The organism is Streptomyces sp. NPDC090119 (assembly GCF_044747085.1).
GTDB lineage: Bacteria > Actinomycetota > Actinomycetes > Streptomycetales > Streptomycetaceae > Streptomyces.
This window is the reverse complement of the sequence record NZ_JBIVDK010000003.1, coordinates 1,045,100-1,062,268: the sequence shown is the minus strand read 5'-3', so window position 1 is coordinate 1,062,268 and position 17,169 is coordinate 1,045,100. Positions and strand designations below refer to the sequence as shown.

The window sequence follows — 17,169 nt, the reverse complement described above, 5'->3', positions numbered from 1 at the left end:
ATATCGAACCCGGAAGCTAAGCCTCACAGCGCCGATGGTACTGCAGGGGGGACCCTGTGGGAGAGTAGGACGCCGCCGAACAATTTTTAGGGAAACCCCCGCACCATTGGTGCGGGGGTTTTCTGCGTTCCGGACCATTTCCCGTCATTTAGGGTCGGAGATATGCGCTACGACCTCATCCTCTTCGACAACGACGGTGTCCTGGTGGACAGTGAGCCGATCTCCAACCGGCACCTCGCCGCCTATCTGACGGAGCTGGGACACCCGACGACGTACGAGGACTCCGTCCGGGACTACATGGGGGCCGCCCTGCACCGCGTGCACGACCTGGTGCTGGAGCGGACGGGAGAGCGGCTGCCCGCGGAGTTCGACGACGTCTTCCACGCGCGGGTGTTCGCCGCCTTCCAGGAGGAGCTGCGGCCCGTGGCCGGTGTCGAAGGAGTGCTGGAGAAGCTCGCCGCCGACGGGACGCCGTACTGCGTGGCCTCCTCCGGGAGTCATGAGCGGATTCGGGTCGGGCACCGGGCGACCGGGCTCGACCGGTGGTTCCAGGACGACCGCATCTTCAGCTCGCAGGACGTCGGCCGGGGCAAGCCCGCCCCCGACCTGTTCCTGTACGCGGCACAGCGGATGGGCGTCGCCCCCGAGCGGTGCCTCGTCGTGGAGGACTCTCCGCTGGGCGTACAGGCGGCTCGGGCGGCCGGGATGGACGTGTACGGGTTCACCGCGATGACCCCGCCGGAGAAGCTCGCGGACGCCACCCAACTGTTCGCCGGCATGGGCGAGTTGGCTGACCTGCTGGTGTGATCCTCGTCGACGGGCGGGCCTGACGGATGTCATGCCGGTCTCCGGACGTTCGTTTCTGTCGGCGAGGGCCCCTCGGCCGCGAGGCTGAGGGCATGACGAAGAACGCGAAGGACGCGAAGAACCAGGGCCAGGACCAGCGGCGTGGGCCGAGCACGCTGGACAACTTCAGGCCGCTGCTCATCGACGTCGCGCTGCCGCTCGGCTCGTACTACGTCTTCAGGGAAGCCTTCGGGATGAGCACGTTCGCCGCGCTCGCCTGGAGCAGTGTGGGGCCCGCGCTGCGGACCCTGTGGAGTCTGGCGCGGGAGCGGTCGGCCAATGGGCTCGCGCTGCTCATCCTGACCGTGAACGTGGTCGGGCTGGCGCTCAGCTTCGTCTCCGGGGACCCGAGGCTGATGCTCGCCAAGGACGGGGCGGTCAGCAGCACCGTCGCCATCGGCATCCTGGTCTCCGTCGCCCTCGGGCGCCCGATGATGACCGAGGGGATGAAGCCCTTCCTGGTGAAAGGGGATGCCGCCAGGGCGGGTGCCTGGCAGCGGCTCACCTCGGGAAGCGCTGCCGGGTCCGCCGACTTCCGGCGCCGGGAGCGGGCGTTCTCCCTCGTGTGGGGTGTGGCGCTGCTCCTCGAGTGCGGGGCGCGGGTGGTGGGCGCGTACACCGTTCCCGTCGACACGATGGTGTGGCTCGGTGGGGTGTTGGTGGCCGTGATGATGGTGGTGACCTTCGTGGTCAGTGGTGCGGTCGCGGTGGCGCCGATGCAGCGGATGCTGGGCGAGGAGGCCGCCGGGCCCGAGGCGGTCGGCCGGGAGCGGGTCGCGGCCTGATTGCACGCTCTCCGGCCGAAGATGAGCACAACTCATCTTTGGCCGGATCTGTTCAGCGCACCGCCGGGGCCCTACGCTCGCCGCCATGACTGACGTGCTGCGGCGTGGCAGGGCCTCGCTGGCGTTCGGTTTCTTCGTGCAGGGCGTCGCCTTCGCCCTGCTGGTGACGCGCATCCCGGCCGTGCAGGAGCGGTACGGGGTCTCCGACGCGCTGCTGCCCGTCTTCCTTGCCGCCGTGCCGATCCTGGCCGGGGTCGGGAGTGTGACGACCGAGCGGCTGGTGCGCCGGGTGCGGCCCAGCCGGATGCTGCGCTGGTCCCAGCCGGTGGTGCTGCTGGCGCTGCTCGGCGTCGGGGCCGGGGATCAAGTGGCCGAGCTGGCCGTGGCGTTGGGGGTGTTCGGGCTGTCCGTGGGGATGCTGGACGCCTCCATGAACATGCTCGGGGTGAGTCTCCAGCGGGCCTACCGGCGCAGCATCATGCTGAGCTTCCACGCGGCGTACAGTCTGGGCGGCATCCTCGGGGCGTCGCTCGCCTGGGTGGGTGCACACGGGGAGTTGACGCTGTGGGTGTCGTATCTCCCGGTCGTGGTGGTGCTGTTGCCCGCGGTGCTGGTGGGGAGCCGGTGGTACGTCGACGGGGAGGCGGAGCCGGCAGGGGTGGGCGAGGCCAAGGGGGTCGCCTTCCGGGTGCTGTTGCCGCTGTGTCTGGTGATGACGTTCGCGTACATCGGGGACTCGACGGTCTCCAACTGGAGCGCGAAGTACGTGAAGGACGTGCTGGGCGGGTCGGAGCAGCTGGCGACCGTTCCCTACAACGTGTACATGGTGACCACGCTGGTGGGGCGGGCCGTCGGGGATCTCGGGGTGCGGCGGTTCGGGGCCGTGGCGGTGGTGCGGCTGGGCGCGCTGGTCGCGGCCTGCGGGTTCGCGGTGGTGGCGGTGGCGCCGGGGGCGTGGGTGGGGATGCTCGGGTTCACTCTGCTGGGGATCGGGCTGTGCGTGCTGGTGCCGCAGACGTTCGCGGCGGCGGGCAGGTTGTTCCCGGGGGCGTCCGACGCGGCGATCGCGCGGCTCAACATCTTCAACTACGTCGGTTTCCTGGTCGGTTCGCCGCTCGTGGGGGCGCTCGGGGACGCCTGGAGCTACCGGGGCGCGATGCTCGTACCGATGGTGCTCGTGCTGGTGACGACGGTGTACGCCCGGTCGTTCGCGTCCGGGGGCGACCGATACGGTGGCGGGCATGAGCGGCCGCGCACAGCTGATGTGGGACGAGGCAGTAACGGGCTATGACTTCGGCCCGGACCATCCGATGGCCCCGGTGCGTCTGGAGCTGACCCGGAAGCTGGTGGCGGCCCTCGGCCTCGACCGGGAGCTGGAGATCGTCGCGGCCAAGCCGGCCGGGGAGTCGACGCTGCGGCTGGTGCACCGGGAGGACTACATCGACGCGGTGCGGGCCGCGTCGGCGGACCCGGGCGCGGCGGACGGTTCGTACGGGCTCGGGACGGTCGACGATCCGGCGTTCGCCGGGATGCACGAGGTGTCCGCGCTGATCGCGGGGCAGTCGGTGGCGGCGGCCGAGGCGGTGTGGCGGGGGGACGCCCTGCACGCGGTGAACTTCGCGGGCGGGCTGCACCACGCGATGCCGGGCGGGGCGTCCGGGTTCTGTGTGTACAACGACGCGGCGCTCGCCATCGCCCGGCTGCTGGAGCTGGGTGTCGAGCGGGTCGCCTATGTGGATGTCGACGTGCATCACGGGGACGGGGTGCAGGCGGCGTTCTGGGAGGACCCCCGGGTGCTGACGGTGTCGCTGCACGAGCATCCCCGGACGCTGTTCCCGGCGACCGGATGGCCGCAGGAGACGGGTGCCGGAGCGGGGGAAGGTTCGGCGGTGAACGTGGCGCTGCCCGCCGGGACCGGGGACGCCGGGTGGCTGCGGGCGTTCCACGCGGTGGTGCCGGAGCTGCTGGCGGAGTTCCGGCCGCAGGTGCTGGTGTCGCAGCACGGCGCGGACACGCACTTCGAGGACCCGCTCGCGCATCTCGCGGTCTCGCTGGACGCGCAGCGCGCGGTGCAGGTGGCCTGCCATGAGCTGGCGCACACCCACGCGGACGGCAAGTGGCTGGCGCTGGGCGGCGGCGGGTACGCAGTGGTGGACGTGGTGCCGAGATCGTGGACGCATCTGGTGGCGATCGCGGCCGGGCGGGAGATCGCGCCGGAGACAGTGATCCCGGAGGGCTGGCGGCAGGAAGTGTACGCGCGGACACGGCAGTTGGGGCCGCAGCGGATGACGGACGGGCGGTGGCCGGTGGGGTACGCGGCCTGGGAGTCCGGGTACGACCCCGCTGACCGGCTCGACCAGGCGGTGCTGGCCACCCGGCGCTCGGCGTTCCCACTGCGGGGGCTCCTGGCCTGAACCGGCGCGGCGCGTAGTCGTTACGCCAACCGTGCGGTCTTTGCCCGTTCCGCCTCCGGGCGCCCGCCCGATGGGCCACGATCGCACCCGTGTCGGACACCGGTGCCCTGCGCGCGCACCTGCTGGCTGCCCACCTCGCCGGTGAGGTCGCCACCACGCGGGAGGACAGCCTCCGCAACTACCGGCTGTTCGCCGCGCGCGACCCCCGCGCGCTGATCGGGATCGATCCCGAACGCTCCTGGGGGCAGCGTGAACTGCTCGATCTGATGGCGGACCGGTGCGGGGTCTCGGCCGATCCGTCGCATACTTCGGGCCGGGACGTGATCGACCCGGAGCGGACGCTCGCCGCGCTGGACGCCTTCGCGGGGGCGATCGCCGGCGCGGCCCGGCGGGGGGTGCCCGTGCTGTTCGGCACCGGGCATCCGCGGCAGCTCCTGGGGTTCTACGCCGCGCTCGCGGACGCGGTGTCGGCGGCGGGATGTGAGATTCTCACCCCCGCGCAGGGTCGCTGTGTCGACATATTGACCCGGTTCGGTCTACGCACGCACCACCTCGACTACGTACGAGGGGTTGCCCTGGTGCGGGAACCGGCGAGCGGGCGCCGGGGTGGTGAGCCGGGTGCGCACAGCCATTCCCCGCTCCCGGTTCGGCTCGCGCTGGCGGCCGCCGCGGAGTCCGGCGGGCCGCTGCCCGGGCTGGTGGTCGGGGATCACGGATGGATCTGCGGTGCAGGTCAGTTGGGGTTCGAGGCGATCGGGCTGGCCGACTCCGACGACCCCGCGCCGTTCGTCGGCGAGGCCGAGGGGACGGTGTCCGTCGTCGTTCCGCTTGATGACGCCGTACGGTCTGGTCACTACCGCCCGCTCACCCGCTACGTACTCAAACGAGCCTGTCTGTCACAGTAGGCCGCCGATGGGGACACCTCTTCCCCATTCGCATCACCCGCCCCTAGTCTGGGGAGTGAGCACGCAACGACGAAGAGTCACCGGAAGGGGAAGCCGGTGGCCGTCGAGTGCGGAAGGTTCAGGTGTGTCATGGCTGCAGCAGGCGAGAGGCCGTTGAACGAGGTCCAGTTCCTCACCGTGGCGGAAGTCGCCTCGGTGATGCGAGTGTCGAAGATGACCGTGTACCGGCTGGTGCACAGCGGTCATCTGCCCGCGATCCGGGTGGGGCGGTCCTTCCGCGTCCCCGAGCAAGCGGTTCACGAGTACCTCCGTGAGAGCTACGTGGGGGTGGAAACGGCCTGACGGCGGTCCGGAAGATCCCGGAACAACCCCTCGATTACGACCACGGCGCTCGGGCGGGTAGGCTGACCCCTCGTAGGTCGTATGGGCCCATGGCGCCCAGCAACCGAGTCATGAGAAGTGAGCGAGGGTAGTCGTGGGCTCTGTTATCAAGAAGCGGCGCAAGCGGATGGCCAAGAAGAAGCACCGCAAGCTGCTGAAGCGCACGCGCGTTCAGCGCCGCAACAAGAAGTAAGCGGCACCGCGCGCAGACGCGTCCCCGTGTGGCCCCCCGTCCGACAAGGGCGGGGGGCCACCGGCATGTCCGGGTCACCTTCCGGTGACATCCACCCGATAGGTTGGCCGCACACGGGGAACGCGGACGTGGACGCGGAAGAGAGGCGCTGGTCTTGGGAAAGGTCGTGCTCGTCACCGGAGTCGCCCGGCAGCTCGGCGGCCGGTTCGTGCGGCGCGTCCAGCGGGACCCGGAGGTGGACCGGGTGATCGCCGTGGACGCCGTACCGCCCGCGCACGATCTCGGTGGCGCGGAGTTCATCCAGGCCGACATCCGGCAGCCGACCGTCGCCCGCGTGCTCGCCGAGACCGGCGCCGACACGGTCGTCCACATGGACGTGACCGGTACCGCGCTCGGTGGCGGCAGCCGGGCCACGGTCAAGGAGACCAATGTCATCGGCACCATGCAGCTGCTCGGCGCGTGCCAGAAGTCACCGGCGGTCAAGCGGCTGGTGGTGAAGTCCAGCACCAACGTCTACGGCTCCGCCTCGCGCGATCCGGCCGTGTTCACCGAGACCACCCCCGCCAAGTCGCTGCCCAGCGGCGGCTTCGCCAAGGACGCCGTCGAGGTCGAGGGGTATGTACGCGGGTTCGCCCGGCGCCGCCCCGATGTCGCGGTGTGCGTGCTGCGGTTCGCCAACATCCTCGGCCCCACCGCGGACACCCCGCTCGCCTCCTACTTCGCGCTGCCCGTCCTGCCGACCGTGTTCGGCTACGACCCCCGGCTGCAGTTCGTGCACGAGGACGACGTGATCGAGGTGCTGCGGATCGCCTCGCACGAACCCCGCCGGGGCACCCTCAACAGCGGCACCTTCAACATCGCCGGGGACGGAGTGCTGCTGCTCTCGCAAGCCTCGCGCAGGCTCGGCCGGCCCACCGTGCCGCTGCCGCTGCCCGCGGTCACCTGGGCCGGGTCGCTGGTGCGTACTCTCGGTATGACGGACTTCTCACCCGAGCAGATCCGGCTGCTCACCCACGGCCGGGTCGTCGAGACCGGCCAGATGCGCGACACCCTCGGGTTCGCGCCCACGTACACGACGGCGGAGACGTTCGCGGACTTCGCGCGCGGACAGGGTCCGGGGCTGCTGCCGCCCGGGACCCTCGCGGAGGCCGTCGACCGGGTCGCCGTGCTGACCGCCGGGAGCGGTGCCCGTGTGCCGCGGCCCGGCGCCAACTGAGGAGAGCGGCAACGATGGCGGACGCCAAGGTCATTCCGTTCGACGACGACCGGTCCCGCGGGGGCGCGGGGCAGCGGCCGCAGCGCCGCCGCAGCACGGGCGGCCGCCCCGCCCAGGTCCAGCCGCTGCCCACCAGAGGCGGCGCCCGCGACGAGGAACCCCCGGCCGGGGAACGTACGCGTGAGACGGGCGACGCCCTCGAACAGCGCGTCGCGCGCGGCCTCGCCTTCCTGCGCCGCAGGCTCACCGGGGACTACGACGTCGACGACTTCGGGTACGACGAGGAGCTGACCGACCAGGTCCTGATGTCCCTGCTGCGCCCGGTGTACGAGAAGTACTTCCGGGTCGAGGTGAAGGGCATCGAGAACATCCCGGCCGAGGGCGGCGCGCTGATCGTCGCCAACCACTCCGGGACGCTGCCGCTGGACGGTCTGATGATGCAGGTCGCCGTGCACGACCGGCATCCGGCCGGACGGCATCTGCGGCTGCTCGCGGCCGACCTGGTGTTCGCGCTGCCGGTCGTCAACGAGCTGGCCCGCAAGCTCGGTCACACCCTCGCCTGCACCGAGGACGCCGAACGGCTGCTCGGCCAGGGCGAGCTGGTCGGGGTGATGCCGGAGGGGTTCAAGGGGATCGGCAAGCCGTTCGGCGAGCGGTACAAGCTCCAGCGGTTCGGCCGGGGCGGGTTCGTCTCCACCGCGCTGCGGCAGGGGGCGCCGATCATCCCGTGCTCGATCGTCGGCGCCGAGGAGATCTACCCGATGATCGGCAACGCCAAGACGCTGGCGCGGCTGCTGGGCTTCCCGTACTTCCCGCTGACCCCGACCTTCCCCTGGCTCGGGCCGCTCGGGGCGATCCCGCTGCCGACGAAGTGGACCATCCAGTTCGGCGAGCCGATCCCCACGGACGGTTATCCGCCGGAGGCGGCCGAGGACCCGATGCTGATGTTCAACCTCACCGACCAGGTCCGCGAACAGATCCAGCACACGCTGTACAAGCTGCTGGTGCAGCGGCGTTCGGTGTTCTTCTGAGCAACGACAGTGGGGCGCCCCCGCTCGGATGGGGGCGCCCCACTGTCGTACGCGCTCAACGCCTACTCGGCGTCCTTGCTGTCGATGCCCAGGCCGGGCAGCAGGCCCGGCAGGAGCGGCGGCAGGGTGACGTCCGGCTTGCCCGGCGGGGTGGACGACTTGCCCGCGGACGGCGAACCGCCCTCGGAGCCACCGGTCTTCGGCGGGTCCAGCAGACCGCCCGTGCTGCCGCCGAGCAGTCCGTCACCGCTGTCGCCGGTGGCGGAGCCGCTGGGGGTGCCGGGGCTGCTGTCCTTCTCCGCCGACGGGGTGCCACCGGTGCTCGGGGAGCCGGACCGGTGGGTGCCCGCGGAGCCGGTCGGAACCACGCCGGGACGCTCGCCGCTCTGGCCGTCGTCGCCCTTGGTGGCGGGCGGCTTCGGCAGCAGCGACTCCAGCGGGGCGACCTCTTCGTCTATGGCGTCGAAGACCGAGGAGACCTCGTCCTTCACATCGCCGAGCTGCAGCGGGAGCCGGTCGCTCAGCGTGCTCCACACCTCGCGGTGCGAGCGGGAGAACGCGGAGAGCGCCTGGATCGGGCCGAGCGAGTCGGGGTCCGCCTCATAGGCCGCGTGGAGCAGGCGGTGGCCCTCGGTGACGTCGTTGCGCATGCCGGAGAGGGTGCGGCGGATCTCTCCGATGGACTCGTGGTCCAGCTGTCCGCTCCGGTCGCGCTCCATCAGCCTGCGGGCCTCGTTGAGGCGGGTGGAGGCATGGTCCAGATACGCCTGGCCGCGCTCGCCGTCGTCCTCGCTGAGGTAGTTGAGCTGGAAGTCCTCGATGCCGCGCTTGAGTCCGTACAGCGAATCGCCGGGCAGCGCCTCGGAGCTGGCGGCCGCCACTCCGCCGAAGGCACCGGCGGCCACGCCCACACTGAGCCCGCCCGCGGTGAGCCCCTTGGCCAGCCGGGACCTCGGGCGCAGCTTGCTCAGCGGGCTCGCCCGGTGTGCGCCGCGGCCGGGGGAACGCTGTCCGGGTACCGCCGGAGCGGCCGCGCCCAGGGTGCCGTCCTGGAGCATGGCCTCCATCGCGGCCACCAGCTGGGCCCGCTGGACGACCTTGACCTCCGGGTCCAGCTGCGGCTTGGGCAGCTCACCGAGGCCCTCGGCCAGGGCCAGCAGCTCGCCCTGTCCGGATCTGTCCTCGGTGGGCGGTGGTCCCGCCCGGTGCGCGTGCTCGGCCGCCGTGGCCCGGTCGGACTGTTCCTCCAGGGCCTGGGCGAAGGCGTTCGCCCGCCGGTGCGCCGATACGTTCGCAATCACTGGCGGCACCTCCTCTCGTCATGACGGTCGACTCCCCAGGGGGTCTCCTGAGGGTTGCACGCCCATGGCCACATCCACCCGATCGAGGGATCAAGTGGGCCAGAACGTGACCACAGGGAGCCTGTATCCCGCACAACGAGCGGCTCGGCACTTGGGTTACGGACGACGGGCCGCCGGATCGCAAAACCAACTCGCTTTCACGAAGCGTGAGTTGGGCGTCGCTCTGCGTCGCGGGGCGGCCGGGGTCAGCGTGCGTCTTCCGGGAGGAGCCGGGCGAGGGTGCGCACGGCCCGGTACTGGAGGGTCTTGATGGCGCCCTCGTTCTTGCCCATCACCCGCGCGGTCTCGGCGACCGACAGGCCCTGGAGGAAGCGGAGCGTCACGCACTCCTGCTGCTGGGGGTTGAGGCGGCGCACCGCGTCCAGCAGCGCGGCGTTGGAGAGCGACTCCAGGACGGAGTCCTCGGGGGAGCGCGCGACCTCGTTGGCGTCGAGCATCTCGCCGGTGGTGACCTCCAGCCGGAAGCGGCTGGACTTGAAGTGGTCGGCGACCAGGTTGCGGGCGATCGTCACCAGCCAGGCGCCGAAGTCGCGGCCCTGCCAGGTGAAGGTGCCGATCCGGCGCAGGGCGCGCAGAAAGGTCTCGCTCGTCAGGTCCTCGGCGGTGGCCTTGCCGCCCACCCGGTAGTAGATGTACCGGTACACGGTGTCGCTGTACTGGTCGTAGAGGCGGCCGAACGCGTCGGCCTCTCCGGCCTGGGCGCGTTCGACCAGGTCCATCATCCGGGCGCTGTCACTGTCCGCGGCCGGGCGGCGGGCGGCGGGCGCGCCCGTGGAGCGGGCTCGTCTGCCGACGGCCGCGCCGCGTTCGGCCAGTGCGTAGCACGGGCCCAGGGGCGCGGCGCCGGCGAAGGCGGGGACGGTGTGCGCGGTGGGGACGAGGCCGCGCAGCGCGTCTTTGACCGTCGCGACCGTTGCGCGCAGCGTAGCCAGGCCCGAGGCGTCAACCCCGACGTGTGGGTACACGGGACTCCCAGAGGCAGAGCTTCCATCACGTGCAGTGCGGGCCCTTTCACCCGTCGTAGCGACGGAGGGGTACCGGTTTGCGTCTGAGGAGAATAACGCTTCGTATAGACCCTGCTACACCCAGTTGCTCAAATCGTCGATTAGGTCGCCTGTGTTAGCGATTGACGACTGTTCAAGTTGCCGAACCTGATCGACTGTTGATCGAAACTGGGCTGTTTTCTGTGAAAGCTGAGGCGTGTTCGAGGGCGAGATGCATAATTCGGGCGCGCGGGACCCGTACGGGACCGTGCCCGGCTCAGCGGCGGCGGCGGCTCAGGGCGATCGCCGCGGCCGTGCCGCCCGCCACCGCGCCGACACCGGCGGCCGCCGGGATGCCGACCTTCGCGGCCTTGCGGCCGGTGCGGTAGTCCCGCAGCCGCCAGTCCTTGTCGCGGGCGTGCCGGCGCAGCTTGGTGTCCGGGTTGATCGCGTAGGGGTGGCCGACCAGTGAGAGCATCGGGATGTCGTTGTGGCTGTCGCTGTACGCGGCGCAGCGCGACAGGTCCAGCCCCTCGGCGGCGGCCAGTGCCCGCACCGCCTCCGCCTTGGCCGGGCCGTGCAGCGGCTCGCCCACCAGGCGGCCGGTGTAGACGCCGTCGACGGACTCCGCGACCGTGCCCAGCGCGCCGGTGAGGCCGAGGCGGCGGGCGATGACCTGGGCGATCTCCACCGGGGCCGCCGTCACCAGCCACACCTTCTGCCCCGCGTCCAGGTGGGCCTGGGCGAGCGCGCGGGTGCCGGGCCAGATCCGGTCGGCCATGTACTCGTCGTAGATCTCCTCGCCGATCGTCTCCAGCTCGGCCACGCGGTGGCCCTGGACGATGGAGAGGGCCGAGTCGCGGGCCTCCTGCATGTGCTCGGGGTCCTCGACCCCGGCCAGCCGGAACCACGCCTGCTGCCAGGCGAACCGGGCGAGGTCGCGGGTCTCGAAGAAGTTCCGCTTGTACAGACCGCGCCCGAAGTGGAACAGCGCGGCGCCCTGCATCACGGTGTTGTCGAGATCGAAGAACGCGGCGGCCCGTTCGTCGCCGAGCACGGGGAACTCCGGTTCCCGCTCGGCACCGGCGGGCTCCGTCTGTTCCTGTGAGGACTTGCGGGCGGCCTCGGCGGAAGCCTCGCCTGCCAACACGCTCCGCGCCGTGGCGGAGCGCCTACGGGGGGTGAGCCATCCAAGAGCGGCCATGGCGTGAGCATAGCCAGTCCGTTCGGCGGTTCCGGAGCCGAGAGGTTCGGAGGATGTGAACTCTCGGCGACCACACGGGCGCGGCGGCGGGGAGATACGGGGAGGGAGGGTGGGGGAAGGCGGGAGAATGGTCCGTATGAGTCCCCTCTTCCGGCGCAAGGCCGCCCCCCAGGAGCGGCTGGTCACTCTGGTCCGCAAGCCCGGCTGTCATCTGTGCGACGACGCGCAGAGAGTGGTCGAGAAGGTCTGCGGGGAACTCGGCGTGCCCTGGGAGGGCCGGGACATCACCGGGGACCGCGAACTGCACGACCGCTACTGGGAGCAGATCCCGGTCGTCCTGGTCGACGGCGAGCAGCACACCTTCTGGCGGGTCGACGAGGGACGGCTGCGCCGGGCGCTGACCGGCGGATGAGGGTACGGAAGGGGAGCGGAGGGGGAACACGAGGGGCCCGCGGGGCTGGATTCGCGGTGAGTGTGCGGGTTTCTACCCCAGGTAGGGGCCCGGAACGGGCATGCGTGACCCCGGTCACGTTGGCCGGGCAAATCGGACACCATCTTTGTGCACACGTTCACAAAGGCATAGCCTTCATGTCGACGGGGCGGTCCGGGGAAGCATGACCGCTCGCAGCCCCGCTCTACCCGCAGGAGCACCGTGGCAACTGGCCGAACTCACCGACCGGCGACCCGCAGCCGAGGGATTCCCGAGGCCACCGTCGCCCGGCTTCCGCTGTACCTCCGTGCGCTGACGGCCCTCTCCGAGCGCTCGGTCCCCACGGTCTCCTCCGAAGAGCTGGCCGCGGCGGCGGGAGTCAACTCCGCCAAGCTGCGCAAGGACTTCTCCTACCTGGGCTCCTACGGCACCCGCGGTGTCGGGTACGACGTGGAGTACCTCGTCTACCAGATCTCCCGTGAGCTGGGCCTCACCCAGGACTGGCCCGTCGTCATCGTCGGTATCGGAAACCTCGGCGCGGCCCTCGCCAACTACGGCGGCTTCGCCTCGCGCGGCTTCCGGGTCGCGGCGCTGATAGACGCCGACCCCGCGATGGCCGGAAAGCCGGTCGCGGGCATCGGGGTCCAGCACACCGACGAGCTCGAGAAGATCATCGAGGACAACGGGGTCTCCATCGGCGTCATCGCCACCCCCGCCGGTGCCGCCCAGCAGGTCTGCGACCGGCTGGTGGCCGCCGGGGTGACCTCCATCCTGAACTTCGCGCCGACCGTGCTGACCGTCCCGGACGGCGTCGACGTGCGCAAGGTCGACCTCTCCATCGAGCTGCAGATCCTCGCCTTCCACGAGCAGCGCAAGGCCGGCGAGGAGACCGCCGCCGGTGACGGCGCCGTACCCGCGGCCGCCAAGCGCGCGAGCGCCGCCGACCAGGGACCCGACGGGGACGTGCCCGCCGTGATGCCGGCATGAGCCTCCTCGTCGTAGGGCTGAGCCACCGCAGTGCCCCCGTGAGCGTGCTGGAGCGGGCCGCGCTGAACGCGGACGCCCAGGTCAAGCTGCTCCAGGACACCGTCGCCGCCGACCCGGCCACCGAGGCCGCGGTGCTCGCCACCTGCAACCGCATCGAGCTGTACGCCGACGTCGACAAGTTCCACGCCGGTGTGGCCGAGCTGTCCACGCTGCTCGCCCAGCACAGCGGGGTGGGCCTGGAGGAACTGACGCCGTTCCTCTACGTGCACTACGAGGACCGGGCCGTCCACCACCTGTTCTCGGTGGCCTGCGGGCTGGACTCCATGGTCGTCGGCGAGGGCCAGATCCTCGGCCAGATCAAGGACGCCCTCGCCCGCGCCCAGGACCTGCACACCGCCGGACGGCTGCTGAACGACCTCTTCCAGCAGGCCCTGCGGGTCGGCAAGCGCGCCCACTCCGAGACCGGCATCGACCGCGCCGGGCAGTCCCTGGTCACCTTCGGCCTGGAGCAGCTGGCCGCGGGCACCGACGTGCCGGGCTGGGCACGCGGCCGTACCGCGCTGGTCATCGGCGCCGGGTCGATGTCCTCGCTGGCCGCCGCCACGCTGGCGCGGGCCGGGGTCGCCGAGATCGTCGTCGCCAACCGCACCTTCGAGCGCGCCGAGCGGCTCGCGGGCATCCTCGCCGAGGCCGAGGGCGGTACGACCACCGCCCGCGCGGTCCGGATGGCCGCGGTGCCGGACGAACTGACACGTGCCGACGTCGTCGTCTCCTGTACCGGCGCGACCGGTCTGGTGCTGACGGCCGACGCCGTCGCCGAGGCCGTGACCGGTCGCACCGGGGAGCCGACGGCCGACACCGCCGCCATGGCTCCCGCCGAGCCCTTCGCGCTGCCGCCGACCAGCGTCGGCACCGACGAGAACTGTCCGCTGGACCTGGCCTCCGTGCAGGGCACGCCCGGCTTCTCCGTGCACGGCGAGGCCGCCGTCGCGGGCATGGACGCGGCGACCCTGGAGCAGCACGCCGCCTGGGTCGGCGAGGGCACCTCGCTGCTGGAGCAGGGCCGCGAGCCCGGCGCGGGCGGCCGGTTCACCCCCGAGGCCGACGCCGAGCTGATCGCCGCGCTCGCGCAGGCCGTCGCCACCGCGGGCCGCGTCCCCGAGTACCGCAGGCCCGAGCCGGTGGCGGAGATCCCCCGCCCCGCCCCGGCCGTCTTCCTCCTCGACCTCGCCATGCCCCGCGACATCGACGCGGCCGTGCACCGGCTGGCCGGGGTGCGCCTGGTGGACATCGAGTCGCTGGCCGAGGCGTCGGCCGACGCCCCGATGGCGTCCGACGTGGACCAGGTTCGGCGTATCGTCTCCGACGAGGTCGCGGCGTTCGGCGCGGCACAGCGGGCGGCGCACATCACCCCCACCGTGGTCGCGCTGCGCACCATGGCCGCCGATGTCGTCGCCGCCGAGATCGCGCGGCTCGACGGGCGCCTGACCGGCCTGGACGACCGCCAGCGCGGCGAGATCCGGCAGACCGTGCACCGTGTCGTGGACAAGCTGCTGCACGCGCCGACCGTACGGGTCAAGCAACTCGCGGCCGAGCCCGGAGGCACCGGGTACGCGGACGCGCTGCGGACCCTGTTCGACCTCGACCCGGAGACGGTCGCCGCCGTCTCGCGGGCCGTGGACAACACAGACGAGAAGGACCGACCGGCATGACTGACAAGGCACTGCGACTGGGGACGAGGCGAAGCAAGCTCGCCATGGCCCAGTCCGGGCAGGTGGCGGACGCCGTGAGCCGGGTGACCGGCCGGCCCGTCGAGCTGGTCGAGATCACCACGTACGGCGACGTCTCCCGGGAGGCGCTGGCGCAGATCGGCGGCACCGGGGTGTTCGTCACGGCGCTGCGGGACGCGCTGGTGCGCGGCGAGGTGGACTTCGCGGTTCATTCGCTCAAGGACCTGCCGACCACGCAGCCCGAGGAGCTCGCGCTGGCCGCCGTGCCGGTGCGCGAGGACCCGCGGGACGTGATCGTCGCCCGCGACGCGCTGAAGTTCACCGACCTGCCGCGCGGCGCGCGCATCGGCACCGGCTCGCCGCGCCGCATGGCGCAGCTGAACGCGTACGCGCGCACCCACGGCCTGGACATCGAGACGGTGGCGATCCGCGGCAACGTGGACACCCGGATCGGGTACGTCCACGAGGGGCGGCTCGACGCCGTCGTGCTCGCGGCCGCCGGACTGAACCGGATCGGCCGGATCGACGAGGTGACCGACTTCCTGTCGGTCGACACGGTTCTGCCCGCCCCCGGCCAGGGGGCCCTGGCGATCGAGTGCAGGGCGGGGCACAGCGCCCAAGACGCTGCCCTCGTCGCCGCGCTCGGCGAACTCGACGACCCGCACACGCGGGCCGCCGTCACCGCCGAGCGGTCACTGCTCGCCGCGCTGGAGGCCGGCTGCAGCGCCCCTGTGGGTGCGCTGGCCGACCTCTTGATCGACGGGCCTGTAATCAAGGAAATGCGCCTGCGCGGCGTCGTCGGTACGACCGACGGCTCGCGGATGGTGCAGCAGTCCACCACCGGTTCCGTGCCCCTGACGCACGACGGGGCGATGGCACTCGGGCGCGAACTCGCCACCGAGATGCTCGCCCAGGGCGCGGCCGGTCTGATGGGGGAGCGAGCACATTGAGCCCCACCGCCTTTCCCGCCGGTCCCGAGCACGGGCACGTCACCTTCCTGGGTGCCGGACCCGGAGATCCGGGACTGCTGACCCTGCGCGCCGTGGAGGCGCTGTCCCACGCGGACGTCCTGGTCGCCGAGCACGAGGTGCTCGACGTGATCCGGACGCACGCCCGGCAGGGCGTCTCCGTCGTGCCGACGGAGGCGGTCTCCTCCTCGGACGCGCTTCCGGGCGCACCCCAGCTGACAGTCGTTGACGGTGCGTCAACTCCCGCTGTGGCCCCGGCCGCTGCCCAGGATGCGGCTCATCTTGTCATGGAGGCCGCACGGGGCGGCAGGCGGGTGGTCCGTGCGGTCGCCGGTGATCCGGGACTGGACACCGACGCCGCCGAGGAGATGCTCGCCTGCGCCGCCGCCGGGGTGCCCTTCGAGGTCGTCCCCGGTGTCGCGGCCGCGACCGGCGTGCCCGCGTACGCCGGTGTGCCGCTGCGGGACGCGCGGGGCGCCGACGTGCGTTTCGTGGACGCGCGTACCGCCTCGGGCCGCTGCTGGACGGAGGTGGGCGCCTCGGACGGCACGGTGGTCGTCTCCGCCTCGCTGGACTCCGTTGCGGCCGCCGCCGCCGAGCTGGTCTCGGCGGGCCGCAAGCCGGACACCCCGCTCACCGTCACGGTCGCCGGTACGACGACCCGCCAGCGCACCTGGACGGCGACGCTGGGCACGATCGCGCAGACGCTGAAGCAGGCCAAGGTGCTGCCGTCCCCGGACGGCGGCCGCCCGGTCATAGCCGTGGTCGGTGAGCGGTCCGCCGCCGCCCGCCGCGACCAGCTCTCGTGGTTCGAGTCCAAGCCGCTGTTCGGTTGGAAGGTCCTCGTCCCGCGCACCAAGGAGCAGGCCGCCTCGCTCTCCGACCAGCTCCGCTCCTACGGCGCGGTGCCGCACGAGGTGCCGACGATCGCCGTCGAGCCGCCGCGCACCCCGCAGCAGATGGAGCGCGCGGTCAAGGGCCTGGTCACCGGCCGCTACGAGTGGATCGCGTTCACCTCGGTCAACGCGGTCAAGGCGGTGCGGGAGAAGTTCGAGGAGTACGGGCTCGACGCGCGTGCCTTCGCGGGCATCAAGGTGGCCGCGGTGGGCGAGCAGACCGCGAACGCGCTGATCGCCTTCGGTGTGAAGCCGGACCTGGTGCCGAGCGGTGAGCAGTCGGCCGCGGGTCTGCTGGAGGACTGGCCGCCGTACGACCCGGTCTTCGACCCGATCGACCGGGTCTTCCTGCCGCGCGCCGACATCGCCACCGAGACGCTGGTGGCCGGGCTGATCGAGCTGGGCTGGGAGGTGGACGACGTCACCGCGTACCGCACGGTCCGCGCGTCGCCGCCGCCGCAGGAGACCCGTGAGGCGATCAAGGGCGGTGGCTTCGACGCGGTGCTCTTCACCTCGTCCTCCACGGTCCGCAACCTGGTCGGCATCGCGGGCAAGCCGCACAACGTGACGGTCATCGCCTGCATCGGCCCCGCCACGGCCAAGACGGCCGAGGAGCACGGGCTGCGGGTCGACGTCATGGCCCCGGAGCCGTCCGTCCACAAGCTGGCGGAGGCGCTGGCCGCCTTCGGCATGAAGCGGCGCGCGTCCGCGGTGGAGGCGGGCGACCCGGTGACCCGGCCGAGCGAGCGGCGGCCGGGGGCGCGGAGGCGTCGTACGACGACCTGAGGTTTCTGGACGGTGTGAGCGGGGCGTCCCTTCCGGGGGGCGCCCCGCTCGTG

The 17,169-nt window shown here is 71.9% G+C and carries 17 protein-coding genes and 1 rRNA gene; 15 read left to right on the top strand and 3 right to left on the bottom strand.

Annotated features, from left to right (window positions below):
• The 10 genes from rrf to ACIPPM_RS17700 all read left to right on the top strand — a co-directional run.
• Nucleotides 1-81, top strand: a 5S ribosomal RNA gene (gene rrf / locus ACIPPM_RS17745); the annotation flags it as partial.
• A gap of 81 nt (nt 82-162) precedes the next feature.
• Nucleotides 163-807: an HAD family hydrolase gene (locus tag ACIPPM_RS17740; RefSeq protein ID WP_401448439.1), complete on the top strand. Its 645-nt coding sequence runs from the start codon at nt 163-165 to the stop codon at nt 805-807.
• 92 nt (nt 808-899) lie between these two features.
• Complete coding sequence (locus ACIPPM_RS17735; protein ID WP_401448437.1) at nt 900-1,631, top strand: VC0807 family protein; 732 nt, start codon at nt 900-902, stop codon at nt 1,629-1,631.
• An 85-nt stretch (nt 1,632-1,716) separates the two neighbouring features.
• On the top strand, nt 1,717-2,922 hold the full coding sequence (locus ACIPPM_RS17730; RefSeq protein WP_401448435.1) for an MFS transporter: 1,206 nt from the start codon (nt 1,717-1,719) through the stop codon (nt 2,920-2,922).
• Nucleotides 2,873-4,045 carry an acetoin utilization protein AcuC gene (locus ACIPPM_RS17725; RefSeq protein WP_401448432.1) on the top strand — a complete coding sequence of 391 codons (1,173 nt, stop codon included), beginning with the start codon at nt 2,873-2,875 and terminating at the stop codon, nt 4,043-4,045. Before ACIPPM_RS17730 ends, ACIPPM_RS17725 begins: the two co-directional genes overlap by 50 nt.
• An 89-nt stretch (nt 4,046-4,134) precedes the next feature.
• Nucleotides 4,135-4,950, top strand: coding sequence for a phosphatase (locus ACIPPM_RS17720; RefSeq protein WP_401448430.1), 816 nt, complete (start codon nt 4,135-4,137; stop codon nt 4,948-4,950).
• A 129-nt stretch (nt 4,951-5,079) separates the two neighbouring features.
• On the top strand, nt 5,080-5,292 hold the full coding sequence (locus ACIPPM_RS17715; protein ID WP_004984898.1) for a helix-turn-helix domain-containing protein: 213 nt from the start codon (nt 5,080-5,082) through the stop codon (nt 5,290-5,292).
• A 133-nt stretch (nt 5,293-5,425) separates the two neighbouring features.
• On the top strand, nt 5,426-5,524 hold the full coding sequence (locus ACIPPM_RS17710; protein WP_003948845.1) for a 30S ribosomal protein bS22: 99 nt from the start codon (nt 5,426-5,428) through the stop codon (nt 5,522-5,524).
• A gap of 154 nt (nt 5,525-5,678) precedes the next feature.
• Nucleotides 5,679-6,740, top strand: coding sequence for an NAD-dependent epimerase/dehydratase family protein (locus ACIPPM_RS17705; protein WP_401448428.1), 1,062 nt, complete (start codon nt 5,679-5,681; stop codon nt 6,738-6,740).
• Between the two features lie 14 nt (nt 6,741-6,754).
• On the top strand, nt 6,755-7,771 hold the full coding sequence (locus tag ACIPPM_RS17700) for a lysophospholipid acyltransferase family protein (RefSeq protein WP_401448425.1): 1,017 nt from the start codon (nt 6,755-6,757) through the stop codon (nt 7,769-7,771).
• A 62-nt stretch (nt 7,772-7,833) separates the two neighbouring features.
• Here the strand turns inward: ACIPPM_RS17700 and ACIPPM_RS17695 are convergent, their stop codons facing one another.
• The 3 genes from ACIPPM_RS17695 to ACIPPM_RS17685 form a co-directional block, all read right to left on the bottom strand.
• Nucleotides 7,834-9,072, bottom strand: coding sequence for a DUF5667 domain-containing protein (locus ACIPPM_RS17695; protein ID WP_401448423.1), 1,239 nt, complete (start codon nt 9,070-9,072; stop codon nt 7,834-7,836).
• Between the two features lie 245 nt (nt 9,073-9,317).
• Complete coding sequence (locus ACIPPM_RS17690; RefSeq protein WP_401448420.1) at nt 9,318-10,097, bottom strand: ECF subfamily RNA polymerase sigma factor, BldN family; 780 nt, start codon at nt 10,095-10,097, stop codon at nt 9,318-9,320.
• A 295-nt stretch (nt 10,098-10,392) separates the two neighbouring features.
• Entirely contained in the window at nt 10,393-11,319 is a 927-nt protein-coding gene (locus ACIPPM_RS17685; RefSeq protein ID WP_401448418.1) for an HAD family hydrolase, read from the bottom strand.
• A 136-nt stretch (nt 11,320-11,455) separates the two neighbouring features.
• On the opposite strand from ACIPPM_RS17685, the gene ACIPPM_RS17680 reads away from it, so the two are divergent.
• The 5 genes from ACIPPM_RS17680 (at nt 11,456) to ACIPPM_RS17660 (ending at nt 17,116) form a co-directional block, all read left to right on the top strand.
• The gene (locus ACIPPM_RS17680) at nt 11,456-11,731 is read left to right on the top strand and encodes a glutaredoxin family protein (RefSeq protein ID WP_401448415.1); all 276 of its coding nucleotides are present in this window, start codon (nt 11,456-11,458) and stop codon (nt 11,729-11,731) included.
• A 240-nt stretch (nt 11,732-11,971) separates the two neighbouring features.
• Entirely contained in the window at nt 11,972-12,736 is a 765-nt protein-coding gene (locus tag ACIPPM_RS17675) for a redox-sensing transcriptional repressor Rex (protein ID WP_388997246.1), read from the top strand.
• Nucleotides 12,733-14,448, top strand: a complete 1,716-nt coding sequence (locus tag ACIPPM_RS17670) for a glutamyl-tRNA reductase (RefSeq protein ID WP_401448412.1) — start codon at nt 12,733-12,735, stop codon at nt 14,446-14,448. The genes ACIPPM_RS17675 and ACIPPM_RS17670 overlap by 4 nt, the downstream gene beginning before the upstream one ends.
• On the top strand, nt 14,445-15,416 hold the full coding sequence (gene hemC, locus ACIPPM_RS17665; protein WP_401448410.1) for a hydroxymethylbilane synthase: 972 nt from the start codon (nt 14,445-14,447) through the stop codon (nt 15,414-15,416). The genes ACIPPM_RS17670 and hemC overlap by 4 nt, the downstream gene beginning before the upstream one ends.
• Nucleotides 15,413-17,116 (top strand): uroporphyrinogen-III synthase, encoded by a 1,704-nt coding sequence (locus ACIPPM_RS17660; RefSeq protein WP_401448408.1) that lies wholly within the window; start codon nt 15,413-15,415, stop codon nt 17,114-17,116. The genes hemC and ACIPPM_RS17660 overlap by 4 nt, the downstream gene beginning before the upstream one ends.
• Nucleotides 17,117-17,169: the final 53 nt, after the last annotated feature.

Bases quoted from the DNA above. Each gene is read 5' to 3' on its own strand.
- ACIPPM_RS17740 (WP_401448439.1), top strand. From the start codon at position 163: ATGCGCTACGACCTCATCCTCTTCGACAACGACGGTGTCCTGGTGGAC.
- ACIPPM_RS17735 (WP_401448437.1), top strand. From the start codon at position 900: ATGACGAAGAACGCGAAGGACGCGAAGAACCAGGGCCAGGACCAGCGG.
- ACIPPM_RS17730 (WP_401448435.1), top strand. From the start codon at position 1,717: ATGACTGACGTGCTGCGGCGTGGCAGGGCCTCGCTGGCGTTCGGTTTC.
- ACIPPM_RS17725 (WP_401448432.1), top strand. From the start codon at position 2,873: ATGAGCGGCCGCGCACAGCTGATGTGGGACGAGGCAGTAACGGGCTAT.
- ACIPPM_RS17715 (WP_004984898.1), top strand. From the start codon at position 5,080: ATGGCTGCAGCAGGCGAGAGGCCGTTGAACGAGGTCCAGTTCCTCACC.
- ACIPPM_RS17700 (WP_401448425.1), top strand. From the start codon at position 6,755: ATGGCGGACGCCAAGGTCATTCCGTTCGACGACGACCGGTCCCGCGGG.
- ACIPPM_RS17685 (WP_401448418.1), bottom strand. From the start codon at position 11,319: ATGGCCGCTCTTGGATGGCTCACCCCCCGTAGGCGCTCCGCCACGGCG.
- ACIPPM_RS17680 (WP_401448415.1), top strand. From the start codon at position 11,456: ATGAGTCCCCTCTTCCGGCGCAAGGCCGCCCCCCAGGAGCGGCTGGTC.
- ACIPPM_RS17670 (WP_401448412.1), top strand. From the start codon at position 12,733: ATGAGCCTCCTCGTCGTAGGGCTGAGCCACCGCAGTGCCCCCGTGAGC.
- hemC (WP_401448410.1), top strand. From the start codon at position 14,445: ATGACTGACAAGGCACTGCGACTGGGGACGAGGCGAAGCAAGCTCGCC.